Origin of the sequence: Bradyrhizobium sp. BR 10261, assembly GCF_019455395.1 — a bacterium.
Classification (GTDB): domain Bacteria; phylum Pseudomonadota; class Alphaproteobacteria; order Rhizobiales; family Xanthobacteraceae; genus Bradyrhizobium; species Bradyrhizobium manausense.
This window is the reverse complement of sequence record NZ_JACOFQ010000024.1, coordinates 1-25,301: the sequence shown is the minus strand read 5'-3', so window position 1 is coordinate 25,301 and position 25,301 is coordinate 1. Positions and strand designations below refer to the sequence as shown.

Here is a 25,301-nt window from a genome sequence, read left to right as displayed (position 1 = left end):
GCAGCGCAAACCTATACCGGCTCGTGCGTCGAGAATAGGGGCTTCAAGGCGGTATTCCGCAATGAAATAGGCTGAATTTCGACAGTGCTACGGGGACTTGACGGCAGCGGAAGCTGCCTCCGCGGCACTTGCGCTGCCCCGCGCGGCCTGGGCTTGTTCCTGCACCATGAACTGGGCTCTGGCGAGCTCGGCAAAATGGCCGCCTTTGGCGACGAGTTCATCGAAAGTTCCGCTTTCGATCACCCGCCCGTTCTCGAACACCAGGATCCGCGTGGCATTGCGGATGGTGGAGAGGCGGTGGGCGATCACGAAGGTGGTGCGGCCCTTCATCACTTCATCGAGAGCGGCGTTCACCTTGGTCTCGGTCACGGCATCGAGCGCGCTGGTCGCCTCGTCCAGTATCAGGATCGGCGGGTCCTTCAGCAGCGCTCGTGCGATCGACAGCCGCTGCCGCTCGCCGCCGGAGAGCATGCGGCCGCGCTCGCCGGCATTGGTCGCAAAGCCGCCGCTGCGCTCGATGAAGTCGAGCGCCTGCGCGCGCTCCGCCGCCTTGCGCATCTCGGCTTCGGTCGCATCCGGCTTGCCGACGCGTAGGTTCTCCTCGATCGAGCGGTTGAACAGCAGCGCCTCCTGGAACACGACGCCGATATTCCGCCGCAGCGATGTCAGCGTCACGCCGCGCACGTCCATGCCGTCGATCCTGATGAAGCCGGATTGTGGATCGAAGGCACGGTGCAGCAGCGCGATTGCGGTCGACTTCCCGGCGCCGGTCGGGCCGACCAGCGCGATGGTCTGGCCAGGCAGCGCTGTGAAGGAGAGATCCTCGACCGCAGGCCGTTTGCCGTCATAGGAGAAGGTGACGTCGTTGAATTCGACGAGGCCGGAGAGCCGGCCCGCATCGATCGCGTCCGGTCGGTCGTGCACCGCGGGCACGGCATCGAGCACATTGAAGAACTCGCGCAGGCGCGGCGCCTCCATGAAGACGCTGTTGATGAAGCTCACCACCTGCTCCAGCTTCTGGATCAGCAGTGTGGCGAAGCTGACGAACATCACGATCTCGCCGACCGAGGTCAGGCCTTGATCGTGCAGGGCGATGCCGAGCGTGAAGATCGCGAGCACGGTGATGGTGGTGGAGGCGCGTGTGATCACCGTGACCAACGCCCACCACGACAGCACCGGCATTTGCGCCGCGAGCAGCTCGTCGGCGACCGAGCGCAAGCCCTTCACCTCGGATTCGACGCGCACGAAGCTCTGCACCAGCGCGACATTGCCGAGCGCGTCGGAGGCGCGTGCGGAGAGCTCGCTGTAATGCTCCTCGACCGCCATTTGCATGCCGAATGTCCTGCGCACGACGAAGGTTGTCAGGGCGGTGAAGACGACGCAGAGCACGAACAGGAGGATCGCGAGCCGCCAGTTCAGATAGAGCGACAGCGGCAGCAGCACCACGACCGAGAGGATCGCGGCAAAATGCTCACGGAAGAAGCCGAGCCAGAGCCGCCACAGCGCGTCCGTGCCGTTGAGCATGACCTTCATCAGCCGTCCCGAATGGGTGCCGGAGTGGAAGGTCAGCGGCAGCTGCAGGATGTGCTCGAAATAGCTGGTCAGCACCGCCTGGCGCTGGCGATGGGAAAGCCGGTCGGCTTGCAGGGCCACGAGCGCGCTGCAGGCGATGGTGAATAGTCCGAAGGCGACCCAGGCGGCGAGGAACGGCCAGGCCGAGTTCGAGCCTGCGACCGTCTTGCCGGAGAGCACGTCGACGATCCGCCCGAACAGCACCGGTTCGGCGAATTGCGAGCCGGCCAGCAGCAGATTGGCGAATGCCAGCAGCCAGCCCAGCCGCGCCTCCTTGCCGAGCAGTTCGAGAACGCGGGTGTAGAGACGGAAAATGGACATGAGGCAGGCGCTGACCCAGGCAGGCGGTATGATCTTGAGATGACATTCTAAACTGGGATCGCCGGCGAGATACAGCGGAAGCTTGGTCTATCCGCCCCATCTCTCGCCGGCGGCGCCGAGACGCGGCATTCCGGGGTTTGCCAGTATCACCTAACCTGAACGGGAGATGAGCGGCGGTTGCGTCATGATCACGCAAGCCCGTTCAGCTTGTGTTGGGATTGGGGAACCTAACTTGGGCAACAGGTGTTTGAGAGCATGAGCCTGTCTCGAGGCACCAGTGTAGGTCCCAAGGAGGGTCCAGGACATGTTTGACCGATTTTCAAAGTTTGCCGGCCGCAAGGCCGTTCTCGCCACAGCCGCGGTGCTGGCACTGACCAGTGTCGCCCCCACCGCCTCGTTCGCCGGCGGCCGCCACTGGCATGGCGGCGGCGGCGCGGCCTTGGCCGGTGCAGCGATTGCCGGCGCCATTGGTACCGGGCTTGCGATCGCGGCGACCCGCGACGCCTACGCCTATGATCCGGGTCCGGGCTACTACTACGACAGCGCCCCGGCCTACTACAGCGGCCCCGGCTATGGTCCCAATCATTATTATTATGGACCGGGCTATGCAGAGCAATATGGGGGCTACACCAAGGTCTGCTCCCACGGCTGGTCCGGCTACGCTTGCTATTAGTCGGTCGGCCACAAGCCCATCTACAAACAGGCCGGCGCGCTTGTCGCGCCGGCCTGTTTCTTGCTTTTGATTGTCGCGCGTTAACGCGCTCTCCATTGGTTTAGAGTAGTTTTGCGTAAATGAGTGATTCGCTTGAGCGGCTATATCTGGCTGTGCTCGCGGCCAGGGATCTTGATCCGGCAACATCGCGCACCGCCCGGCTGTTTCAGCGTGGGCCCTCCAAAATGGCGAAGAAGCTGGCCGAAGAGGCGATCGAGGTCGTGATCGATGCGGTCAATGGCGACGCCAAGGCCGTGGTCCGGGAAAGCGCCGATCTGCTCTACAATCTCACTGTGCTCTGGGCATCCGCAGGCGTCCGCCCCGAAGACGTCTGGCGCGAGATGTCGCGGCGTGAGGACATGCTCGGCATCGCCGAAAAGCTGCCGAAGTCGCCGATGAAGCTGCCTAAAGTCGCCTCACCGAGCATCTCCAGGCGGCGGCCTATTGTCGCGCTCGAAGGCCGCGCGGCACGAAAAAGGCATTAAACCGTCACAAAACTCGCGATGGACAAATCCCTCCCATGGTGCTTCATCGCGGCGCCATGCTGAAACGTATCTACGACTGGTGCATCGACGCCGCCCACAAGCCTTACGCACTCTGGATCATGGGTGCCGTGGCTTTCGCCGAAAGCTCCTTCTTTCCCGTCCCCCCGGATGTGATGCTGATCCCGATGTCGCTGGCGCGCCCGCAACGCGCCTGGATCTATGCGGCGGTCTGCACGGTCACCTCGGTGGTTGGCGGCCTGCTCGGCTATGCCATCGGCGCGCTGCTGTTCGACTCGGTCGGCCACTGGCTGATCCAGGTCTATGGCCTCGGCGACAAGGTCGACGCTTTCCGCGCCTCCTATGCCGAGTGGGGTGCCGTCATCATCCTGCTCAAGGGCCTGACGCCGATCCCCTACAAGCTCGTCACCATCACCTCGGGCTTTGCCGGCTACAATCTCGCTCTTTTCGTGCTGTGTTCGATCGTCGCCCGCGGCGGACGCTTTTTCATCGTGGCGATCCTGCTCAACCGCTATGGCGACTGGATCCGGGAGCGGATCGAGCGGCATCTCGGTCTGTGGGTCGCGCTCGGTGCTGCCGTGCTGGTGCTCGGCTTTGTTGTGGCGATCAAGCTGATCTGAACTTTGCCGCCGCGCCGGCTTCGGCTACGGTTGCCCGCATGATGGTTCGATCCGGCAATCCGGCCGTGAGGCTCGGGACGCTGACGTCAGCAGTGCTGCTGCTCCTGCTCGGTGCCGGCGGGACCGGGTGGGCGCAATCGGTGCCGCAATCGCTCGGCGTGCAGGAGCAGGGGCCTCAGGCCGCGCCGCCGCCCGCGCCAGCGGAAAACCCCGGGCTGATCAATGAAATGGGCAAGCTGTTCGACAAGCTGCCTTCGATCCTGCCGCCGATCAAAAGCCCGAGCGAGACCATGAACGACCTGTCGCGGCTGGCGACGCCGTCGACCATGGTCTCCGGGCGCGCCGCCTGCCCGGTCTCCTCGAACGGTGCGCCCGACTGCAAGCTCGCCGCCAACCAACTCTGCCAGAGCAAGGGCTACAAGGAAGGCAAGAGCCTCAACACCGATTCCGCCGAGAAGTGCTCGGCCAAGGTTCTCATTCCGGGCAGGCAACGCAAGCCGGATGATTGCCGCACCGATACCGTCGTCACCAGCGCGCTGTGCCAGAACTAGGGACGTCGCGCGAGCAGCAGGGAGCGCCCATGAGCCGTACGGAGCAGGATTTCCTCGGACAGCGTGAGATCGCCGACGACATCTACTACGGCGTCCAGACTATCAGGGGGAAGGAGAACTTCCACATCACCGGCATTCCGATGAGCCAGGAGCCTTACTTCGTGAAGGCGCTGGGTTACGTCAAGAAGGCCGCGGCGATGGCCAATCGCGACCTCGGCGCGATCGACGCCAAGGTCGCCGATGCCATCATCCTCGGCTGCGACCGCGTCATCGCCGGCGACATGATGGACCAGTTCGTCACCGACTTCATCCAGGGCGGCGCCGGCACCTCGACCAACATGAACGCCAACGAGGTGATCGCCAACCTCGCGCTGGAATCGCTCGGCTTCCACAAGGGCGACTACCAGCATGTCAGCCCGAACGATCACGTCAATTACGGCCAGTCGACCAACGACACCTATCCGACCGCGTTTCGGCTGGCGCTGATCCTGCGCCTCGAGAGCTACATGACGGCGCTGCGCCAGCTGCAGGAGGCCTTCTTCGCCAAGGGCCGCGAATTCGACCGCGTGCTGAAGATGGGCCGCACCCATCTGCAGGACGCGGTGCCGATGTCGCTCGGCGCCGAATTCCGCGGATGGGGCACCACGATCGGCGAGGAAGTCGACCGCATCTCGGAGGCGCGCGCGCTGCTGCGCGAGATCAATCTCGGCGCAACCGCGATCGGCACGTCGGTGACGGCGGCGGTCGGCTATCCCAAGCTCGCTGTCAGGCATTTGAGCGCGCTGACCGGCATCGATTTCATCCTCGCCGGCGACCTCGTCGAGGCGACCTCGGACACCGGCGCCTATGTGCAACTCTCCGGCGTGCTGAAGCGCACCGCGAGCAAGCTGACCAAGATCTGCAACGACATCCGCCTGCTGGCCTCGGGCCCGCGTGCCGGCTTCAACGAGATCAACCTGCCGCAATTGCAGCCGGGCTCATCGATCATGCCGGGCAAGGTCAATCCCGTGATCCCCGAGGTCGTCAACCAGACGAGCTTTCTCGTCATCGGTCTCGACACCACGGTGACGCTGGCCGCATCCGCTGGCCAGCTCCAGCTCAACGTGATGGAGCCGGTGATCTCGTTCGCGCTGTTCTTCTCGATCCGCACCATGGAGCGCGCGGTCAACAGCCTGCGCGAGAATTGCGTCGTCGGCATCACCGCCAATGAGGAGCACACCCGCAACATGGTGCTGAACTCGCTCGGCATCGTCACCGTGCTGAAGCCGCTGCTCGGCTACAAGCAATGCGCCGAGATCGCGCGTGAAGGTTACAAGAGCGGCAAGTCGCTGCACCAGATCGTGGTGACTGAGCGCAAGCTGCTGACGCAGGAGAAATGGGACGAGATGTTCTCGTTCGAGCGGCTGATCAATCCGGATTTGATTTCTTGACGTCATGCCGGGGCGCGCCTCTTGGCGCGAGCCCGGAGTCCATTTTGCAACTCGCGCCGAGGCCCGATGGATTTTCGGGCTCGGCGCTGCGCGTCGCCCCGGCATGACGGGAGCAGAATTCCGCGGCTTGGAATTGCGGTAGCCACGTCGCGCGCGACCTCACAACGCAATACTTGACAGTGGAAAGATTGCCTTGTTGGTATGGTCCCAACCTCTCATGCCTCCGCCAGCAAAGGATCGCGCCGCAATGTCCATGCCTGCTCTGTTCAAGGGACGCTTGTCGATCCCTGTGATCGGTTCGCCGCTCTTCATCATCTCGGTGCCGGACCTGGTGATCGCGCAGTGCAAGGCCGGCGTGGTGGGCTCGTTTCCGGCGCTGAACGCGCGGCCTCCGGAGCTGCTCGACGAATGGCTGGCGCGGATCACCGAAGAGCTCGCGGCCTATGACCGCGCCCATCCCGACAAGCCGTCGGCGCCGTTCGCGGTCAACCAGATCGTGCACAAGTCGAACAACCGGCTCGATCACGACATGCAGCTCTGCGCCAAGTACAAGGTGCCGATGATCATCTCCTCGCTCGGCGCGCGCGAGGAGCTGAACCAGGCCGTGCACGGCTGGGGCGGCATCGTCTTCCACGACGTGATCAATCAAAAGTTTGCCCACAAGGCGATCGAGAAGGGCGCCGATGGCCTCATCCTGGTCGCGGCCGGCGCCGGCGGCCATGCCGGCACCATCTCGCCGCTGGCGTTCGTTGCAGAGACGCGCAAGTGGTTCGACGGCCCGATCGCGCTCTCGGGCGCCATCGGCAATGGCAGGGCGATCCGCGCCGCGCGCGTTCTCGGCGCCGACTTCGCCTATATCGGCTCGGCCTTCATCGCGACCAAGGAAGCCAACGCGGTCGATAAGTACAAGGAGATGATCGCGGGCTCGACGGCCGACGACATCGTCTATTCCAATCTCTTCACCGGCGTGCACGGCAATTACCTCAAGCCGTCGATCCTCGCCGCCGGCATGGATCCGGAAAACCTGCCGACGTCGGATCCCTCGAAGATGAATTTCGGCACCGACGCTTCCGGCGAGCGTGCCAAGCCGAAGGCCTGGAAGGAGATCTGGGGCTCCGGCCAAGGCATCGGCAGCATCGACGGCATCATCCCCGCTGCCGATCTGATCGCGCGCTTCAAGAAGGAATACGACGAGGCGATCGATCCCCCGTTGTGATGGCGCTCGCGATGAGCGCCATCTACCGCGTCGACGGCAACAGCGTCGTCACCAGCCCTGATGCCGCCGGCCCCTGGGACCGGCGCATGCAGCACGGCTCGGCGCCGTCGGCGCTGGCGACGTGGGCGGCGGAGCGAATTCCGACGCTTGTGCCGATGAACATCGCGCGCGTTACCATCGATTTGATGCGGCCGGTGCCGGTTGCGCCGCTCACCATCGAGACCGAGGTGCTGCGCGAAGGTCGTAAGATCCAGCTTTGCGAGATCAAGCTCTTCGCCGACGATGTACAGGTCGTCGGCGCCACCGTTCTCAAGATCAGGCAGCAGTCACGGCCGTTGCCGGATGTCGTCAGCGATCTGCCTGTTACCCTGCCGTCGCCCGAGGACTCGCTCGTCGAGGACGGCCACGGCGCGATTAGTCCGTTCGCGGGCATGGTCTCGATGCGCGCCGCGCGCGGCCGTTTCGGCCAGGCCGGCGCCGGCGCGATCTGGTTTCGTCTCGACCATCCGCTGGTCGAAGGCGAAGCGGTCTCGCAGGCGATGCGCGCCGTGGTCGCCGCCGATTTCTCCAATGGCACCGCCTCGACGCTCGACTTCCGGGCCTGGACCTACATCAATGCCGACCTCACGGTGAGCCTGGCGCGTCAGCCGGTGGGCGACTGGATCTTGCTCGATGGTGATTCCTGGATCGGCCCCGATGGTGCCGGCCTTGCGATGTCGCGGCTCGCAGACCGGCAGGGCTACTTTGGTCGCGCGGTGCAGAGCCTGGTGATCGAGAAGCGGTGAGCGTCACGGCAAGCACTGCCGTTGCTGCTGGGCCGATTGAACGGCAGGCTTCCGCCGCCGCGGAAGGGATGCTTGGTCATTTTCGACTTGGCATCCTGCCGGTTCACAATCCGTAGAAGATCTTGATCTCCCACAGCACCACGATGATAGCCGTGATCAACGTGACCGCGGCGACTGCACTTTCCAGGGAAGCGACTCTCATGTCCCACTCCGCTTCCCAGCCCCATCAGCGGTCTAGTTGATTCCTCGATTCGCGGGCAATCGCGCAGGACGCGCGGACACGCATTCGGCCGCGCATTGTGGTGTCGGGGCCACAACAGCACCGTATAATCCCGGGTGAATGGGCTCAGGACTCCCGGGATTTCGCGCAATGCGTGTCATCCGAACCGGTCGCTGCAATCAGGGAGATCACCCCACCATCCGGTCCCGCCCGCTCCAGAAGCCGGCGCGCAGCACCTTCTTGTCGACCTTGCCGACGCCGGTCATCGGCAGCTGCTTGACGAACTGGATCTGCTTCGGCGCGTGGGCCGAGCCCTTTCTCGTCCGCACCATGTTGATCAGCTCGTCCGGATCGGGCTTGGTACCCTCGCGCGGCACGACGATGGCGGTGACGGCCTCGCCCCATTTTTCGTCGGGCACGCCGACGACCGCGACCATCGCGACATCGGCATGTTGCGACAGCACGTCCTCCACCTCGCGCGGAAAGATGTTGAAGCCGCCGGTGACGATCATGTCCTTCTTGCGATCGAGGATGAACAGGTAGCCCCGCTCGTCCTGACGCGCGATGTCGCCGGTATGAACCCAGCCGTTCTTCAACGTCTCGGCGGTGATGTCAGGCCGCTTCCAGTACTCCGCCATCACGTGCGGCGCACGCACGCAGATCTCGCCGGCTTCGTCAATCTTCACCTCCTGGTCGCTGTCGTCGAGGATTTTGACCTCGCAGGCCGCGATCGGGAAGCCGCAGGACAGGAACAGCTCTGGCGTCCTGGGATCGTGATCCTTCTTGCGCAGCACCGAGACCGGATAGCATTCCGTCTGGCCGTAGAGCTGCGAGAACACCGGGCCGATGCGCTCGATGCCTTCGACGAGCCGGCTCGGCGACATCGCCGAGGCGCCGTAGAGCACGAGCTCGAGCGAGGACAGATCGGTCTTATCAAGCGCGGGATGATCGAGCAGCACATAGATCATGGTCGGCACGAACAGCGTGAAATTGATGCGCTCGCGCGCGATCGTCGCCAGCACGGCCTCGGGGTCGAAACCCTTCAGCATGTGCACGGTGCCGCCGCGCATCAGCGTCGGCAGCACCTTGGTGCCGGCGACATGGCTGATCGGCGCCACCGTGAGATAACGCGCCGCGTCGGGGATCTCGAAGTCCGCAAGAATCGCGCCGGCCGCTCCGGCGTTTTCGCGGTGATAGCGCAACGCGCCCTTGGATTTGCCTGTGGTGCCGCCGGTGTAATTCAGTGTGGAGAGATCGTCGAGAGTTGCGAGGCACCGCGCGCTGGCGTGTCCAGCGCTCTCGATCGCCGCCAGCAGATCGACGCCGTACTCGGCCGGCCCCATCGTGAAGACAGCCTTGAGCAAAGCCGCCTTCGCGGCGAGCTCGCCGCCGCGATCGCGGAACGCAGCCACATCGACCACCAGCACCTCGGCCTCGGAATCCTCGAGCTGAAACAGCTGGTCCGTCTCCGATCCCAGCGGATGCAGCCAGGTGATGCAGCATCGCGACAATTGCGCGGCGACACCGGCGCACCAGGCGTCGGCGCGGTTGGCAGTGAGGAACGCGACGCGCGCCCCCGGCTGTAGGCCAAGCCGCATGAATACGCCCTGGACGCGGCCGATCAGATCGAGCGTGCCCTGATAGCTCAGCGATCCCCCGGGCCATGCGAAAGCGGTGCGGCCGGGATAGCGCGCCAGAGCCCGTAGCGTCTGCGCACAAGTCGGGGACGATGCGTGGAGCGGATCGGACATATGTTTCCTCGTTGCTTTGTCATCGGCTTCTCGCGTGCCAATGTTGCCGGTGACGCTAGCACAGAGCATGCGGAATGGAACGAGGAGGCGAGAGTGACGTCCGATCGATTGCAAATTTTTCGCGATCGTCTCAGCCTTCCGCTGATCGCGGCGCCGATGTTCCTGGTATCGGGCGTCGAGTTGATGGTCGCGGCTTGCCGGAGCGGCGTCATCGGCAGCTTCCCCACCGTGAATTGCCGCAGCACGGAACAGCTCGATCAATGGCTCACCGAGATCGCAACGCGGTTGCGGCACCACGAAGATCAGACCGGCCGAACGGCTGCGCCGCTCTGTCCGAACCTGATCGTGCATCGCTCCAACGCGCGGCTCGAGCAGGATCTCGCCGTGCTGCTCAAGCACAAGCCTGAGATCGTCATCACCTCGGTCGGCTCGCCCGCGCCCGTGGTGAAGCCGCTGCATGACGCAGGCAGCCTGGTGCTGGCCGACGTTGCTTCGATCCGCCACGCCGAGCGCGCAGCGGCCGCAGGCGCCGATGGGTTGGTGCTGCTGACGGCGGGCGCCGGCGGACAAACCGGCTGGCTCAATCCGTTCGCCTTCGTCCGCGCGGTGCGCGCGTTCTACGACGGCATTGTCGTGCTCGCCGGCGGCATCAGCGATGGCCGCGCGCTGCATGCGGCCGAAGTGCTCGGCTGCGATCTCGGCTACATGGGCACGAAATTCATCGCGACGCGCGAGAGTATGGCGGACGACCGCCACAAGCAGATGCTGGTCGAGAGCAGCGCCGACGACATCCTGCTCACCACCGCGTTCACTGGCTTGCAGACCAGCATGCTAAAGCCGTCGATCATCGCGGCCGAGCTCGACCCCAATGACCTGCCGGCGCGTGGCGGCATCGACATCGGCAAGGACATCGACGTCGGCGCGCGCGAGATCAGGCCGAAGCGCTGGCGCGATATCTGGAGCGGCGGGCACTCGACATCTGGAGTCACTGACGTGATGGCGGTCGATGACCTCGTTGCGCGAACGGTCGCGGAGTACCGCGCCGCAAGGGGGCGTTAACGTCCCGCGCCGCCCAGCACGGTTAATCCCGTATGGCTCCGCAAGCCCGCATTTAACGGCAGATTAACCATCGCCCGCCAAGAATTCCCTCACGGCCGCCAATCAGGACGAGAGGGACAGGCGATGGATTTCGATTTTCTCAACAGCAAGACATCAGCCACGCTCGACGAGATCCGCGTCCGCGTCGCCCATGCGCTGGCCCGTCACCCGCTCTGCCGCAATGTCCGCTTCGACATCGTCCGCGTCCCCCGCACCCGCCGGGGCGGCAATTGGACGGTGACGCTGCAATCGGTCGAGCCGCGCGCGGTGTGGGAGGCCTCCGAGATCGTCGCCGACATTCAGGACGCCTACGTTCTCGGCATAGCGGCTTGATTTCGTGGAGCTTTTTGGCTTTGTCGCCTTGGGCAGGCCGATTGTCGCCGCAAAGGCACACTCAAGCCTTAATTCGTGCCTTTTTGCCCGGCATCCCTAACAACATCGTGAAGCGGTCCTTCCGGAGAGACGTTTGTCCAGAGCCATCACCATCACCGTGCTGACCTGCATCCTTGTCCTTGGTGCCGCCACCACTGCCATCCTCGGCCGCGATAGCGTGCCGAATGTCAGTGCCGAAATGATCACCCAGGCTCCGCCGAAGCCGCTTGCTACCAACCGTGCTGCCAAGGCGGACCGGCTGGTTCCAACCCTGGCGCTGGCCTCGGCGGCCATCGACCCGGTCCAGGTTCCTGCCGACAGGCTGTCGCAGGCGCCGGTGCTGACCGAGCCGCTGCGTCAGGCCTTTGCCGCAGCCGGGCCGTCCGATTTCCCGATGCCGAAAGCCGTTGAGACCAAGGTCCTTGAGACCAAGTCTGGCGAGACGAAGGTTGCGTCCTTGGAGGCGCCAGCTCCCGCAGAGACCACTGCCGCGCTCGAAGCACCGGCAAAGCCGAAGCCGATCGCGAAGCCGCAGCCACAAAAGACCTACTCCCTGCTCTCCGACGTGCAGATCGCCGGCATCCGGGATCGCCTGAAACTGTCCTCGTCGCAGGAATATTACTGGCCCTCGGTCGAGACCGCGTTGCGCAACGTCGTCAAGAAGATCTCGGCGAACAAGCTCTCCAATCCCAACGGGCCCAACGTGCAGATCGATCCGAATTGCGATGAGGTCCAGCAGCTGAAGTCTGCCGCAATGCCGCTGCTGTTCCAGCTGCGTGACGACCAGAAGGAAGAAGTGCGCAAGCTCGCCCGCATCATCGGGCTGGAGAAGGTCGCGCAGCAGATCTAACCTCGTTCCCTCCCAGGGAACTGCGTCTTTCAGGAACATCCGGCAATCCCAACGCGTTGCTCGCTCCAAACAGGGAGTGGGCCAATGCGCGCCTCGACAGCTTATTTCGTCGGTGCCGGATCGATCGTTGCTGCCATTGCTATTGGCCTCGGCGGCGGCATCGTTGCCGGCAACATCATGAATCCAATCGCGCCCAAGCATGGGCCCGACACCAGCAAGGTGGCACAGCGCACTGAGGCCAACGCGCCGGTCATGAAGAACGCGCCGTCGGAGCGTGTGCAATATCTCACGGGTTCGCAGGTATTCGGTACGATGGTCGCCGCGCCGGCGCAGGCCGAAGCCAAGCCGGACGCGAAGCCAGAAGCGCCGGCCAACGAGGCCAAAGCTGAACCGCCGGCGCCGCCGCGTGCGCAGACCGCAGCAGCCGAGCCGCCCAAGCCCGCGCCTTCACCGTCTCCGCAAGGGACAAAGCCCGCCGAGCAGCAGGCCTCGACGGAGCCGGCACCCTCGCCCGAGAATGCCTATGCCAAGGCCAGGGATTCCGACGTCAAGCGCGCCGCATCCGAACGACGCCGGGTGGAACGGCGGGAGCGCTGGGCCGAGCGCCGTCGCTATGAACAACGCGATGCGCGTGGCATGCGCGACCAGACCAATTGGGATGATGTCGCGCGCAGCGTCCGCGAGGATTCTGAGGCGCGTGACTTTGCCGGTCGGCCGCGCAGCGGCTTCCCGCAGATCAGGCTGTTCGGGGACGATGACGACTAGGATGTGATGCCGCGCACACGAATGTGAGCGGCATGCGATGCTTCCCCTCAGCATTGCGGCGGCGGCTGTAAGCCGCCGCCTGCGCAACATATGTCAGCCGCCGTGCGACTCCACCACCTTGCGGCAGCCGTCTGAAAGCTTTGTCTTGTTCTCGCGCAGGCAGGCATTCATCTCCGGCGGCTTGCCGATGTGCTCGGCGCAGAACTTGCTGGCGTCGCCGCGGCAGGCCATCTGCTCCTGCGGCGTGGGGCCGGATTGCGCCGCGGCTGACAGGACAGCGGCGGCGAGCAGCAGCGCGGCAAGAATTGAAGTCTTCATAAAGCACCTCTTTGCAATTGCGGTGGTCCCGCTGGGGATCGAGCGGGGCGGACCATCTCGCGGAGATCCATGGCCGGTCCATGCCATGTTCATGGCATCGGCTCGCTGGTTTGCCTGCCGCACCCCCATCTTCATGGCATGTCTTGGTAGTCAGTCTTTTGCCATTGAGGCTGCACGTCGGCCGCAAGATCAGGTGATTGCACCAGGGCGCCGAACGGGAAGCAGGAGAGCAAGAATGTCGAAGAGAGTGGGAGCGCTGAGCGCCGGGTTGACGGTGATGATGCTGGCGGGTGCGGCGACGGTTTCGCTGGGCACGAGCCCGGCGCAGGCGGTGGTCTATTGCAAGACGGTCGGCGTGCCCAAGGGTTGCGTGGTGCGACCGGATGCGGCGGTGGTGGTTGCACCGGGAGCGCCGGTCGCGGCTGCAGCCGTGGTGACGCCCGGCGTGGGCGCGCCGGGTGTTCGGTGTCCGCGCCGGCACGCCGATGAATCGTGGCGGCCCGGTCAATCGCGTCGGCGTGCGCTGATGACTTTGTTGGATTGAATTGATTGCTTCGGGCCAAGGGCTGCGGACGAACCCCCGTTTCGCAATCCTACATCCCGGCCCGGCCCCTCTCCCCGCACGTCCCCTGGGCCCGGGGAGGGGGCATTTCAGCCGCCCGCCGCATCATTGTCGGGAAAGATCTGCGGCAATTGCAGCCGTACGCGTGTGCCCGATCCATCCGAGCTCAGCTCGAGCACCGCGCCGCAACGTCTTGCTCGGCTTCTCATGTTGTGCACGCCACGCGCGGTCTGGCTCGCACCCGCAGCTCCGCCGTCGTCGCCAAGCATAAAGCCGCGGCCATCGTCCGCGACACTGATCACGCCATATGGTCCCTGGCCGTCGTTGCGAGTCTCCACCGTCACGGTGATGTGGCGCGCGGCCGCGTGCTTGACCGCGTTGGTCACGGCTTCGTCCAGGATGCGCACGACCTGGATGACGTGCCAAGGCCGCAGCTCGGGGTGCAACGGCAGGCCCTGCGGCGTTGCCACGCGCCAATGAAGCGCAATCTCATGCGGCCGTAGCTGCATGACCGCGCGCTCGCGCCAGGAACCGAGCGCGAGCATGAGGTCCCCGCCGATGTCATCCATGGAGTCGATGACCAGGCGCAGATCCTTCAGCGCGGCGCGCGCAGCGTCCGTGATGGTCGCGCCCTCTTGCCCGCGCTCGGAGAGCGCGACGATACTGATGAGCTGGCCGCCGAGGCCGTCATGCAGGTCGCGCATCAGCCGGGTGCGCTCGTTGGCCAGCGCCGCGGCCCGGGCGCGCGCCTCCTCGCGCGCAAAGCTCGCTTTCAGCCGTTCCTCGGCCTCGCGCACGCGTGCGACGAGCTGGCCGGCAAAGCTGTCGACCTGGTTCAGCGCCCGGGCGAAGCGCCAGGTCAGGCCGGCGCCGATCGCGATCAGCAGCGCCGAATAGGACAGTCGCGAGACGAAGGTGCGTTCGTTGGGCAAGATCTCGAACACCGACAGCATGTCGTGGGCCCAGCAGGTCAGCACGATGGTCGCCGCGCAGCCAAGCGCGAAGCTGACGACGTCCTGTCTTCGGAGCACGGCGTAGGCCGCGATGCCGGCCATCAGGACCAGACACAATCCAACCGTGGGGATACCCAGAAGCATGAAGAGAATGCGCGGCAGTGGCGGACCAGCGATGAGGCCGCCCGCGATCACGATGAGCCCGGGCACGAACAGCAGCACGCCATGACGCGGCCAGCGCCAGCCGAGGAACAGCACGGCCGACGCCACGATCAGTGCGCTCTCGATCGGCGCGGAGGAGAGCAGCACTGCGACAAGTCTGGACGAGGCGGCCGGCGGCACCGGCGGCGTGATGAAGGCTTGCACGACGCCGAGCACCATCGCCGCCGCGAGCACGCCGTAGACAGGCTCGTGGCGCCGCATCAGCCACATGATGGCGAGGATGACGGCGAGGATCGATTGCCAGGCGGAGAACACCACGGGCAGCGTGACGAACAGCAGCGTGCGGGTCTCGTAGGCCGGGCGCAAGGCGGCGTCCGGGCCGACATAGACCGTGTCGAGGAAGCCGCGCAGCGGTCCCCACACGAACAGCCGCACGGTGATCTCGTTGCTGCCTTCGTGCAGCAGTGAAGCCGGGATCACCGCGATCTCCGGCGTATTGCGGTCGGGCCGGTTGGCCGTGGGATCGCGCCGGGAGTCCAGGATCGCGACGCCGTTGATCGCGACCTCCACGCCGTTGCTGAAGCGTGGCAGGAAGACCGACCAGGTCGTGTCAGCGCCATCGGCCTTGAACACGAAGCTGCCCGAATAGAGCGGCGGATCGGCGAGCGAATAGCGCGACGCGGTGAATTCAGGCAGCGTCACGGGCCGTGTCGCGCCGGCCTCGCGCAGTGAGAATTCGCTCACGGCAAATGCATCGGGGTCGCGCGGCTGCAGCAGCCGCAATCCGAGCAGAGTGGCGATCACGATCAGGATCTGGAGCAGCAGATACGGCACAATGCGCGCGGGCCGCAGCCCGTGCCCGATGATCACAGCCTTCGCAGCGATCTCGCTCACAGCTTGATCAGGCCCTGCTGCACGGCCTCGAACACCGCTTCGCTGCGCGTGTGCACCTCGAGCTTGCGATAGATGTTCTTGATGTGGCCGGGGACGGTCTGCCTGGACAGACCGAGGTGGCTTGCGATTTCGGCGTAGCTGAATCCCTTGGCGATGCCCCAGAGGATGTCGATCTCGCGCGGCGTCAGCTTTGCGGTGTTGAGCGCCGGCCCCGGCGGCGGCTCGGCCGAATTCTGCGTTCGTCGCACGATGAAGCGCGCGATCGAGGCCGAGATCGGCGAATGTCCGGCGACCAAGTCTCGCACGGTTGTCGCGATGTCGGTCGGGAAGGCGTCCTTGAGCAGATAGCCGGTGGCGCCGACGGTGATGGCGGAGATCACGCTTTCCTCGTCGCCCAGCGCCGAGATCACCATGATCTCGGTGTTGGGAAAGCGCTGCCTGGTCTCGCGGATCAGCTCGACGCCATGGCCGTCAGGCAGCCGCAGATCGGTCAGCAGCACGCGGGGCGCGCTGGTGGCAAGCGCGCTGCGGGCTTCGCCGAGCGTGCCGGCGGTGCGCACCTCGTAGCCGGCCTTGGTCAAGGCGTCCTGAAGGCGCCAGCAGGTCGGTGCGTCGTCTTCGACGAGGAGGATGGTGATGGCCTCACCGGTCTCGTCCTGGTCCGTCATGATCAAGGTCCCGGCCGCGTGTCCCCCGCGGCGTGTGCGGCCAGTCTAGCGGCGGCAGGATGGGCGCGACACCCATAATCATGGGGGCGGAGCAATGCGTCGAGAGCCCAACGGTTTCGTTTACCCAATCCGCCCGCCGTTACTTGCTCGCCAGCGGCGAGGTGGTCTTCGCAACGGGCAGCACAGGGGCGGGCAGACGCTGCACCGAGATTTTCGCCGTGCCGGTGTTGTTGCGATAAAACAGGTCCGGTGGGCCCTGGATCGCCATGAGCCACGGCGGCACCATCGATGCCGGCAGGAGCTGCGGAAAGACCTGCACCGCATCGTTGACATAGAAGAACAGCTCGCCGGAGTCAGGGGCGATGAACTCGGCGACGATGCGGTCGGTCAGCCCTTCGTTCCGCCAGACTTGAGCTGCATCCGCGAGCATGTCCTGCGGGATCGGCTCGAAATTGCCGAGCGTTCTCAGCTCGTCCTTGAACCGGTCGATATCGTCGAGGCTGACAGGATATTGATCCCGTCCTTCGACATCGTCTTCCGCAGGAAGCGTCGGCTTGGTCCGCCGCGGCAATGCGTCGGGCGGGATCACGTTGATCGCCTGCAAGGGAAGCTCAGTCACCCCTTTGGTCCCGATGCGAACCACAGGTTGGAACCAGTTTGCCGCATACAGACGCAACTCGGGCAAAGCGATGGTATGACGCAGCCCATGCGTCCGGAAGCCATTCGCTCCGCTCAAGGTGGTGCGGTCGAACCAGGGCTCCTTGACATCGATGAAGACGCGATACTTGCGGCCTTTCTCGACCGCGAGCCCGCTCCACCAGCAGAACGTCCTGGTATCGAACAGCGCGATCGCATCGGTCGGCTCGTCACGCACCGGCGTGCCGATCTGAGGTGATCCGGCAGCATCCTGGCTCGCGGAGCAGACCTTTCCGAGCGCAACGCGTCCGGTAAACAGGCTGTTCGACAGGATCAGAGCCGTCGAGCCGAAAATCGTGAGCAGGAAGATGGCCGGCACGAGGCCCCTGGTGATGACGAGTCCTGCCGGACCGGCGTTCGTCCGCATCCAATGGCCGAACCTCAGCAGCGGGCCCGGCTTGTCGACATGGCTCAGGCTCGCCTTGCGGCGGGGCGTATTCCAGGCGAGGCGCGCGCGCTCCTGGATGGTGTCACGCAGCTCCGAATTCTTGTTCCAGATCCACCAGGTCAGGCTCCCCACGATCGACGTCATGAACGGATAATAGATCGCAATGTCGAGCCAGGGAGCCGCATAGGACGGCATCACGGCCCTGACGAGATTGGCGAACGGAGCCACCACGGCTCCCAGCACCCAGTCGATGTTCGCGATGAGGGAGATCCCCTCATGGCCCACCGGTTGTTTGGACCATTGTACCAGCGGATAAGAGATCCACGGCCAGGCGGCGATCACGCCGACCATGAATAGCAGGGCGAAATAGGCGACGCGCCGCCACCATACGGTGTCGCGCGCGAGCGAGGCCATTTCGGCGTCGGGCATGCTCATCGCGGTGAACGCCTCGGCTTCCTTCTGCCGTCGCGATCCCCTGGCCTTCGTCAGATAGGCGCCTTTCATCGCCTCGCGCGTCCCCTCGTCGGTGAGGTCGAGCTTGGTGCCATCAGGCATCAGCACCCTCGCGTCGGCGGGAAGCATGATCGGCGCATAGTCGTCGCAGCCGTGCAGCATGCGCTCGACCACGGCGAAATGCACCACTGGCGTACCGCCGTTGGCCTTGCCAGCCAGCACCGGACGCGGGCCATAGCGATACAGCACCGCCGCCCCGCTGCGGGAATCATGCATCGGCCCGATCGCCGATTGATAGTCCCTGAAATGGTCGACGGTGCCCTTCTGGAAGCGAAGCTTGTTGCCGAGCTGGTCGACCATCCAGACCAGTGGAACGAAGGACAATGTGCAGTCCGGATAGCCGCCGCCGATGTCGGAATGGACGCCGGCGAACCATACCTCGTTGACCGTCTGGTCAGCCGCGAGATCACTCTGATCGATCCGCAGCGGATGGAAGGTGGTGCGCTCGTCGTCGAGCGCAAGCGCGTGACAGATGTGCTTTGCTTTGTGTGAAGGGCGGTGGTTGCGGAAAGAGATCGGCCAGATCGCCCAGTCGATCGCAACGCGCAGCTCCTCGATCGGGACGCCGAAGGCCTCGACCGTGTCGAACAGCCCAAGGAAGTCGATATTGACGTCCTTGCGGCCGTTCATCGCCGCGCGGACTTTGCTGTAGGAGCGGTGTCCGCAGATCAAATGATAGACGTAGAGGACGATGTCCCGGATCAGGCGCGCGATCCAGATCGTCGGCAGGCTCTTCTTCCGCGGCACTGTCTCGCGGCGGTATTCGCGCCAGGCGGACATGGCGTTGCGCTCCATCTCGGCATGCGAGACGGGCTCGTCGCCGATCACCGCCGGCACCAGACCCTGGCTTGCGATCAGGGCCGCCAGCGTGCGCGCGGTGAAGGCACCGCGGCTGAAGCCGAAGATGTAGATCTCGTCGCCCGGCCGCCAGTTCCAGCACAGGAAGCGATAGAGCTTGCGAACGTTGGCCGGAACGCCGATGCCGGTGGCGCCATCGAGCGCGGCGAGTGGTGCCCAGCCGGCGGTGCCGACCCCTTTGATGTAATAGGCGATCTGGTCGGGCTGGGTGTGGTCGAGCGCTTCATAGAGCCGCCAGACGCTGGACTCCTGGGTCGTGAAGGCGTTGCCGGTGCCATCGGCGAACAGCACCAGCTTGCGCGGCGCTCGGGCGCCCGGTGCAGTCGTACTCCGATCAGCCTGCGGCTGGTCCGGTGCCGCAGGACTGCCGTGCGGCATTCCATCATGGTGGGTCATGGGCCGCTCCGAAATTCCGTTCGGGGATGCTTCAAACCCTGACAGGGTGGCATCCTCTGAATTCAATCGATAGACGCACTATGAAATATTGGATGTAATTTGTCTGCTAACGCGCTGAGGTAGCAACAAGGATGGCGCTGTTTCGCTCGGGCCGTCTATGAACCAGGCCACAGTCGGCGAAAGAAATGCCCCGGCAAGTTCCTGGATCTCGTCGGGTCAGTGGGCGGCTGAGAAAGCGATGCTGGCGTGCATTTCGGCGAATGCCTCTACAACGTCTCTACCTTCGGCGGCGGATAGCGCCGTGCCAGCATCGACAGCGGCAGGCGCCGCTCGTCCATCGGCAATTCCAGCCAGGCCAGCACTTGGGGCCGCTTCCAGTCACCCACGCCAAAATCCATGGCCACCCATTTCTGCGGCTCCGGCCCTTCGAGCCCGCGCACCCAGACGAAATAGCGGGGCAGGTCGTCGGCATCCGCTTGGGTCGGGGGTCTCCTGGCCATCACTTGCTCGCTGCATCGACACGCGTTCGCCTTAGGATATAGGTAGGTACTGGCCGGGAGAAGTCGAACGCGTCGCTTGTGGGTCTGGCCCGTGGGATATGACTGAAACTGTGACCGACAATTGGGGTGATGCCTCCGAGGTGATGAAGCGGCTGATCGGCGCCTGGTCGTTCAACAGGCTCATCGCGGGGCAGGGGAGCATGCAGGGGCTTGCGACCTTCACGCCATTGGACCCGGACGGCCTCGCCTATCGCGAACAGGGACGGTTGAAGCTCCTGACCGGCACAGAACTCGAGGCCGAGCGCGAATACGTCTTCCGCGAGCACGGCCGCGGATTCGACGTCTTCTTCAGGGAGACCCCGTCACGGCTCTTCCAGGCGATCGAACTCGCTGGGTCTGATGACGGCGTCTTGACCGGAAGTGCCGACCATCTGTGTCATTTCGATCGTTATCAGTCGACCTACACCTTTCGCCCCGAAGGCAGCTTCGCCATTCGCCACGTCGTATCAGGTCCGCGCAAGGACTACATGATGATCACGACTTATACGCGGGCGGCGTGAGGCCCGCTGTCGCTTCGCGACATCGGCAGGCAATTCACGCGCCATGCGCCGGAAGAATTGCGCGGGATCTCCCTCGTTCGGTCTCAGGCATCACAAAGAAGGGACAGGCGGTCCTGCAAAAGCCTCTGGCAGCAAGCGAAGTTCGTCGGTTAGGTGAAGATCGCGCGGGGTGAGGACGACGCCGGTAGAGAGTTCGGGTGTTTCGTGCATCGCCTGTCGCGAGGCGGCAACTCATCGATGATACGTCTTACCGATTGCGAGCATCGTCCGCACCTGACGGTGCATCCCAGGCAGTCGTAGACCTGAGCGGGCGAAAACAGTGCGTCGTCCGTCGCGACGACCGCGTCCCTGATGTCGTGATCGCTGATGATGTTGCAGGAACAGACGATCATGCCGGATTCCGCTGCGTGACGCGTCGTGTGGCGTGGAGCCTGAGAGCGGCGATGGTGGTGTTGGCGATGGCGCGTCCGCGGTCGTCCGTTCCGGTCCACTGGGCATCGCGGCCGCGCGGATCGATCTCGAGCAACTTGACGCCGGCCGGCACATCGCTGCCGTCGCGGGCGATGCCGCGCAAGACACCGTCGCGCGGCGCGAGCAGCGGAGCACCGGAGAGATGGCCGAGCACGAGATCGCGGTAGACGCGGGTGCCGATCTCGATCGGCGTGTGCCAGCGTCCCGCGAATTGTGAATAGACGAAACGTTCCGCGCCGACGTCGCCCAGCGAGCTTGCTACGCCATCGGCCGCATCGGTCCAGCGCGTGTCGGTCACGAGCCCGATCTTGCCGGGCCTTGTCTCCACTGCAACGTCGCAATTGAAGTTCGTCGAGAAGCCGGGGCCGAGCCCGATCGTCAGGCGGGCGAGCCGCCTGAGGTCGGGCGTGATCCGGCGCTTCTGCAGGCGCGCGTCGATCAGAAGGTCGATGTGACGTACCGGCAGCAGATCGAGCAGCCCGAGCCAGGTGACCATGACGCGTGGCGTCCCGCGTAGCGCCTGATAGACCTGTACGCCCCCATCGACGCGCTCGGCGACGACGTCCTCGACCTGCATGGTGTCGATGAAGAGGGCGTCATGAAATGCCATCTTGCGCCGGATCACCGGCGGGTCGGGATCGTGGGACAGCACAACGCAATATCCGGAGCGCACGAGTCGGATGGCGACTGCAGATGCGATCTCGTTGGTGCCGAGGATAACGGCGAAGAGCTGGTGGTCATTCGGCTGGAGCATCTGAAACCGCGTTTGCAGGGAAGGTGCAGCGAGGCACATCGAGCTTTCAACGGAAGGAGCAAGAGCCGGGCCATTTAGAACGCTTGAAAACCGCCCCTCAACTGCCGGCCAACATTGACAAAGGAGAAGAACGCAACGACCGCGCCGCTTGGTTCGAAAGAGCACGTGCGCATGTTGCAAATCCTGCAGCGTGTCGCGAAGCCGACACAAGGCGGCGAAAACCTCAGCGATTGGGTGGCCGCCGGTGGCCCAATTCCTGCAAACTTCCCCGCGTCGCCATTGTACTTGCGTCCAGTCGGGCGCAGTGAGGAGCTTCCGTGACGCTTGATCTGCTGGATCGCAATGCTGCGCCGGCCGGCCAGCCGGCATCCGACGTCGCGCTGTGCCCGTTCCACGGTGACAAGTCGCGCGCGCAAGCTGGCGAGCGGAAGACGCTGGTGCTGACCGGTGCGTCCCGGGGCATCGGCCACGCGACGGGAAAGCTGTTCTCCGAGGCCGGCTGGCGGATCGTCACCTGTTCCCGCCAGCCCTTCGACGGTGGTCTGTGTCCATGGGATTCGGGGGCGGACAACCATGTGCAGGTCGAGTTGAGCGACCATCGCGCGCTGCCGCGCGCGGTGGCCGAGATCAAGGAGCGGCTCAACGGTGCCCCGTTACATGCATTGATCAACAATGCCGGCATCTCGCCCAAGGCCGCCGATGGCACGCGATTGAATTCGCTGACGACGCCGGTCGATACCTGGATGAGCGTGTTCCACGTCAACCTGCTTGCGCCGGTGCTGTTCGCGCAGGGCCTGGTCGACGAGCTGAAGCGCGCCAGCGGCGCGATCGTCAACGTCACTTCGATCGTGGGCTCCCGGGTGCATCCGTTCGCCGGCACCGCCTATGCGACCTCGAAGGCCGCGCTCGCCTGCCTCACTCGCGAAATGGCGCACGACTATGCGCCGTTCGGTATTCGCGTCAACGCGATCGCCCCCGGGGAGATCAAGACGGACATCCTGTCGCCGGAGACCGAAGCCAGACTGGCGCCAATCATACCCCTGCATCGTGTCGGTACGCCCGACGAGGTCGCGAAAGTGATCTTCTTCCTATGCTCGGATGCGGCGAGCTATGTCACGGGTGCGGAAGTACCGATCAACGGCGGGCAGCACGTGTGATCGCCATTCGGATCGGTCGCAAAAAGAAGCTTGTTCGATTTGCGCTGGATCAAGGCGGAAATCTCGTTTTTGTGCCCGCCGCGCATTGCGATGGTAAGATCCGCGAAACGGCTGAGAAAGCGGGCAAGTGCGACGGAATCTTTTTGCAGCAATGCTGACAAGTTGAGCGCGACTCCCGACACGACATGAATCACAATACGACAAATTCTGGAAAACAGGTTGGGGAGGATGGAACAGGCAACGGAGATTCCGTCATGCTGCATGCTGCTCCCGTGGTTGAACGACAGAAGGCCGAACACACCGCGCCGATCGTGCCGCTGAACGAGATCGCGCTCACCGGCATCTTCGAGATCTCGAAGATACTGACCGCGCCGACACGCCTGGAGACCACGCTCGCCAACGTCGTCAATCTCCTGCAATCGTTTCTTCAGATGCGTCACGGCGTCGTGGCCCTGCTGGCCGACGATGGCATTCCCGATCTTACGGTCGGCGCCGGGTGGAGCGAGGGCAGCGACGAACGGTACCGTGGACGGCTGCCGCAGAAGGCGGTCGACCAGATCGTTGCAACCGCGATGCCGCTCGTCGCGGAGAATATCGCCACCCACCCCGCCTTCAGTCCGGCGGACATGGAGAGTCTCGGCGCTTCGGAGGCGACGCGCGTATCGTTCATCGGCGTTCCCATTCGCAGCGACGCCAAGGTCGTCGGCACGTTGACGATCGACCGGGTCTGGGACGAAAGGTCGATGTACCGGCTCGATTCAGACGTGCGGCTGCTCACGATGATCGCCAATCTGATTGGGCAGACCGTGAAGTTGCACCGGGTCGTCGCGCAGGACCGTGAACGGCTGATGCATGAGAGCTATCGTCTCCAGAAGGAGCTGTCGGAGCTCAAGCCCGTGCGGGACCGCCGGAAGGTCCAGGTCGAAGGCATCATCGGCGACAGCCCGGCGCTGCGGGGGCTGCTCGAGAAGATTGCGGTCGTCGCCAAGTCGAATTCGACCGTGCTGCTGCGCGGCGAGTCCGGCACCGGCAAGGAGCTGATTGCCAAGGCCATCCACGAGATGTCGCCACGCGCAAAGCGGCCGTTCATCAAGATCAACTGCGCCGCGCTGCCGGAATCCGTGCTGGAATCCGAGCTGTTCGGGCACGAGAAGGGCGCCTTTACCGGCGCGCTCAATTCGCGCAAGGGACGGTTCGAGCTCGCCGACAAGGGCACGCTGTTCCTCGACGAGATCGGCGAAATCTCGCCGTCCTTCCAGGCCAAGCTGTTGCGCGTGCTCCAGGAGCAGGAGTTCGAGCGCGTCGGCGGCAACCAGACCATCAAGGTCGACGTTCGCGTCATCGCCGCGACCAACCGTAATCTGGAAGAGGCGGTGGCGCGCAATGAATTCCGCGCCGATCTGTATTATCGGATCAGCGTCGTGCCGCTCATGCTGCCGCCGTTGCGGGAGCGGCGCAGCGACATTCCGCTGCTGGCCAACGAATTCCTCAAGAACTTCAATACCGAAAACGGCCGCTCGCTGACCTTCGATGCGCCGGCGATCGAAGTTCTGATGCATTGCGGCTTCCCCGGCAATGTGCGCGAGCTCGAAAACTGCGTGCAGCGCACGGCGACGCTGGCACCGGGCCCGGAAATTGTCCGGAACGATTTCGCTTGCTGTCACGGTCAGTGCCTGTCGGCCATGCTGTGGAAAGGCGGGTCAGAAAGCCTCCCGCCGTCCCGCCAGCTTCCGATCGTCCCGCTCTCGGTCACTCCGACCGCTGGCCCGGTAGATGTTGCTGCCACGAGCGCAGCATCGGCTTCGCCTGCCGGTGGCGAGCCGATGACGTCAGCGCCCGGTTCGACCAGTGCCGCAGGTGGTGTGAAAATGACCGACCGCGACCGCGTTATTGCTGCAATGGAAAAGTCCGGCTGGGTCCAGGCAAAGGCTGCACGCCTCCTCGGATTGACGCCGCGGCAGATCGGCTACGCGCTGAAGAAGTACGGCATCGAGGTCAAGCAGTTCTGACGGCGACTGTCGCAGATGCGACATGCTGTCGGGCCCACGACAACGCGCGTTTAGCAAATAGTCTTGAGGTTTCAGGCCCTTCGCGGTTGGCACGACCCTTGAAAGAGCATGTCAAACGGCATTGCTCCCAGGAGTCGCAACACATGGCCCTCAAGATCATCGCCTCGCAGTGCACGGTTTGTGGCGCATGCGAGTTCGAGTGCCCCAACGCCGCAATTAGCCTCAAGCGCGACATGTATGTCATCGATCCGAAAAAGTGCACGGAGTGCGAAGGGCATTTCGAGACGCCGCAATGCGCGGTGGTCTGCCCTGTGCCCGACACCTGCGTCCCGGCGTAAGGGGGCGTCGATGCCTCGATCGATATCAGGGCGGATCGCGATGTTGAAAGCGCAGGCTCGGCGGCATGCCTGGCGGTGTTGGCAACTCGTGGCAGGCCCGGATCTGCATGTAACCCTGGTGATCGCGCGTGCGGCCAGCCGGGCGCGCATGCGCGGCGCCGGCAGGGGATTTCTCACTGCGCGGACGGAGCGGTAGATGGCGGCGGTTCAGGAAACCATCGAACGGGTCCGCGGCATCGACGTCGACCAGTATCGTTATGGGTTTGAGACCCTGATCGACTCTGAGAAGGCTCCCAAGGGGCTGTCGGAAGAGATCGTCAAATTCATCTCGCAGAAGA

General features: G+C 64.4%; 26 protein-coding genes. 16 read left to right on the top strand and 10 right to left on the bottom strand.

The window, feature by feature from the left end; genetic code table 11:
* Nucleotides 1-87: 87 nt before the first annotated feature.
* Nucleotides 88-1,893 carry a glucan ABC transporter ATP-binding protein/ permease gene (locus tag HYH07_RS25385; RefSeq protein WP_220005066.1) on the bottom strand — a complete coding sequence of 602 codons (1,806 nt, stop codon included), beginning with the start codon at nt 1,891-1,893 and terminating at the stop codon, nt 88-90.
* Nucleotides 1,894-2,197: 304 nt separating this feature from the next.
* Between HYH07_RS25385 and HYH07_RS25380 the strand changes: the two genes are divergently transcribed.
* From HYH07_RS25380 to HYH07_RS25350, 7 genes are all read left to right on the top strand, one after another.
* A complete protein-coding gene (locus HYH07_RS25380; protein ID WP_220005065.1) occupies nt 2,198-2,566 on the top strand; it encodes a hypothetical protein in 369 nt (122 codons plus the stop codon).
* 119 nt (nt 2,567-2,685) lie between these two features.
* Nucleotides 2,686-3,090: a phosphoribosyl-ATP diphosphatase gene (gene hisE, locus HYH07_RS25375; RefSeq protein ID WP_057759627.1), complete on the top strand. Its 405-nt coding sequence runs from the start codon at nt 2,686-2,688 to the stop codon at nt 3,088-3,090.
* Nucleotides 3,091-3,125: 35 nt separating this feature from the next.
* A complete protein-coding gene (locus HYH07_RS25370) occupies nt 3,126-3,728 on the top strand; it encodes a YqaA family protein (RefSeq protein WP_220005064.1) in 603 nt (200 codons plus the stop codon).
* A gap of 38 nt (nt 3,729-3,766) precedes the next feature.
* Nucleotides 3,767-4,279 carry a hypothetical protein gene (locus HYH07_RS25365; protein WP_220005063.1) on the top strand — a complete coding sequence of 171 codons (513 nt, stop codon included), beginning with the start codon at nt 3,767-3,769 and terminating at the stop codon, nt 4,277-4,279.
* A gap of 29 nt (nt 4,280-4,308) precedes the next feature.
* Complete coding sequence (locus tag HYH07_RS25360; protein WP_220005062.1) at nt 4,309-5,709, top strand: aspartate ammonia-lyase; 1,401 nt, start codon at nt 4,309-4,311, stop codon at nt 5,707-5,709.
* Nucleotides 5,710-5,956: 247 nt separating this feature from the next.
* Nucleotides 5,957-6,925, top strand: a complete 969-nt coding sequence (locus HYH07_RS25355) for a nitronate monooxygenase family protein (protein WP_220005061.1) — start codon at nt 5,957-5,959, stop codon at nt 6,923-6,925.
* Nucleotides 6,926-6,936: 11 nt separating this feature from the next.
* Complete coding sequence (locus HYH07_RS25350; RefSeq protein ID WP_220005060.1) at nt 6,937-7,710, top strand: thioesterase family protein; 774 nt, start codon at nt 6,937-6,939, stop codon at nt 7,708-7,710.
* 408 nt (nt 7,711-8,118) lie between these two features.
* Here HYH07_RS25350 and HYH07_RS25345 read toward each other — a convergent pair whose 3' ends face one another.
* A complete protein-coding gene (locus HYH07_RS25345) occupies nt 8,119-9,681 on the bottom strand; it encodes an AMP-binding protein (RefSeq protein WP_220005059.1) in 1,563 nt (520 codons plus the stop codon).
* A 93-nt stretch (nt 9,682-9,774) separates the two neighbouring features.
* On the opposite strand from HYH07_RS25345, the gene HYH07_RS25340 reads away from it, so the two are divergent.
* From HYH07_RS25340 to HYH07_RS25325, 4 genes are all read left to right on the top strand, one after another.
* The gene (locus tag HYH07_RS25340; RefSeq protein WP_220005058.1) at nt 9,775-10,740 is read left to right on the top strand and encodes a nitronate monooxygenase family protein; all 966 of its coding nucleotides are present in this window, start codon (nt 9,775-9,777) and stop codon (nt 10,738-10,740) included.
* A gap of 123 nt (nt 10,741-10,863) precedes the next feature.
* Nucleotides 10,864-11,112 carry a hypothetical protein gene (locus HYH07_RS25335; protein WP_220005057.1) on the top strand — a complete coding sequence of 83 codons (249 nt, stop codon included), beginning with the start codon at nt 10,864-10,866 and terminating at the stop codon, nt 11,110-11,112.
* 133 nt (nt 11,113-11,245) lie between these two features.
* Nucleotides 11,246-12,001, top strand: coding sequence for a hypothetical protein (locus HYH07_RS25330; protein ID WP_220005056.1), 756 nt, complete (start codon nt 11,246-11,248; stop codon nt 11,999-12,001).
* An 84-nt stretch (nt 12,002-12,085) separates the two neighbouring features.
* A complete protein-coding gene (locus tag HYH07_RS25325) occupies nt 12,086-12,766 on the top strand; it encodes a hypothetical protein (protein ID WP_220005055.1) in 681 nt (226 codons plus the stop codon).
* Between the two features lie 93 nt (nt 12,767-12,859).
* On the opposite strand, the gene HYH07_RS25320 is transcribed toward HYH07_RS25325, so the two are convergent.
* A complete protein-coding gene (locus tag HYH07_RS25320) occupies nt 12,860-13,084 on the bottom strand; it encodes a hypothetical protein (protein WP_220005054.1) in 225 nt (74 codons plus the stop codon).
* 235 nt (nt 13,085-13,319) lie between these two features.
* Between HYH07_RS25320 and HYH07_RS25315 the strand changes: the two genes are divergently transcribed.
* Entirely contained in the window at nt 13,320-13,628 is a 309-nt protein-coding gene (locus HYH07_RS25315; protein ID WP_228749758.1) for a hypothetical protein, read from the top strand.
* A 107-nt stretch (nt 13,629-13,735) separates the two neighbouring features.
* On the opposite strand, the gene HYH07_RS25310 is transcribed toward HYH07_RS25315, so the two are convergent.
* From HYH07_RS25310 to HYH07_RS25295, 4 genes are all read right to left on the bottom strand, one after another.
* A complete protein-coding gene (locus HYH07_RS25310; protein ID WP_220005053.1) occupies nt 13,736-15,655 on the bottom strand; it encodes an ATP-binding protein in 1,920 nt (639 codons plus the stop codon).
* Nucleotides 15,652-16,323 (bottom strand): response regulator transcription factor, encoded by a 672-nt coding sequence (locus tag HYH07_RS25305; RefSeq protein WP_220005052.1) that lies wholly within the window; start codon nt 16,321-16,323, stop codon nt 15,652-15,654. Before HYH07_RS25305 ends, HYH07_RS25310 begins: the two co-directional genes overlap by 4 nt.
* Before the next feature lie 139 nt (nt 16,324-16,462).
* A complete protein-coding gene (locus HYH07_RS25300) occupies nt 16,463-19,174 on the bottom strand; it encodes a DUF2235 domain-containing protein (protein WP_220005051.1) in 2,712 nt (903 codons plus the stop codon).
* A gap of 266 nt (nt 19,175-19,440) precedes the next feature.
* Complete coding sequence (locus HYH07_RS25295; RefSeq protein ID WP_220005050.1) at nt 19,441-19,674, bottom strand: hypothetical protein; 234 nt, start codon at nt 19,672-19,674, stop codon at nt 19,441-19,443.
* Nucleotides 19,675-19,772: 98 nt separating this feature from the next.
* Between HYH07_RS25295 and HYH07_RS25290 the strand changes: the two genes are divergently transcribed.
* Nucleotides 19,773-20,234 carry a DUF6314 family protein gene (locus HYH07_RS25290; protein WP_220005049.1) on the top strand — a complete coding sequence of 154 codons (462 nt, stop codon included), beginning with the start codon at nt 19,773-19,775 and terminating at the stop codon, nt 20,232-20,234.
* Between the two features lie 149 nt (nt 20,235-20,383).
* Here HYH07_RS25290 and HYH07_RS25285 read toward each other — a convergent pair whose 3' ends face one another.
* Together HYH07_RS25285 and HYH07_RS25280 are read right to left on the bottom strand one after the other, a co-directional pair.
* Nucleotides 20,384-20,626: a bacterioferritin-associated ferredoxin gene (locus tag HYH07_RS25285; protein WP_220005048.1), complete on the bottom strand. Its 243-nt coding sequence runs from the start codon at nt 20,624-20,626 to the stop codon at nt 20,384-20,386.
* Nucleotides 20,623-21,459, bottom strand: coding sequence for a xanthine dehydrogenase (locus HYH07_RS25280; protein WP_220005047.1), 837 nt, complete (start codon nt 21,457-21,459; stop codon nt 20,623-20,625). The genes HYH07_RS25285 and HYH07_RS25280 overlap by 4 nt, the downstream gene beginning before the upstream one ends.
* 317 nt (nt 21,460-21,776) lie before the next feature.
* Between HYH07_RS25280 and HYH07_RS25275 the strand changes: the two genes are divergently transcribed.
* Nucleotides 21,777-22,616 carry an SDR family NAD(P)-dependent oxidoreductase gene (locus tag HYH07_RS25275; RefSeq protein WP_409363914.1) on the top strand — a complete coding sequence of 280 codons (840 nt, stop codon included), beginning with the start codon at nt 21,777-21,779 and terminating at the stop codon, nt 22,614-22,616.
* On the opposite strand, the gene HYH07_RS25270 is transcribed toward HYH07_RS25275, so the two are convergent.
* Complete coding sequence (locus HYH07_RS25270; protein WP_220005046.1) at nt 22,568-22,879, bottom strand: hypothetical protein; 312 nt, start codon at nt 22,877-22,879, stop codon at nt 22,568-22,570. The two genes, HYH07_RS25275 and HYH07_RS25270, sit on opposite strands and share 49 nt — an antisense overlap.
* Here HYH07_RS25270 and nifA point away from each other — a divergent pair.
* Together nifA and HYH07_RS25260 are read left to right on the top strand one after the other, a co-directional pair.
* Nucleotides 22,871-24,625 carry a nif-specific transcriptional activator NifA gene (gene nifA / locus HYH07_RS25265; RefSeq protein WP_220005045.1) on the top strand — a complete coding sequence of 585 codons (1,755 nt, stop codon included), beginning with the start codon at nt 22,871-22,873 and terminating at the stop codon, nt 24,623-24,625. The genes HYH07_RS25270 and nifA overlap by 9 nt on opposite strands.
* A 143-nt stretch (nt 24,626-24,768) precedes the next feature.
* A complete protein-coding gene (locus HYH07_RS25260) occupies nt 24,769-24,963 on the top strand; it encodes a 4Fe-4S binding protein (protein ID WP_220005044.1) in 195 nt (64 codons plus the stop codon).
* Nucleotides 24,964-25,301 lie beyond the last annotated feature (338 nt).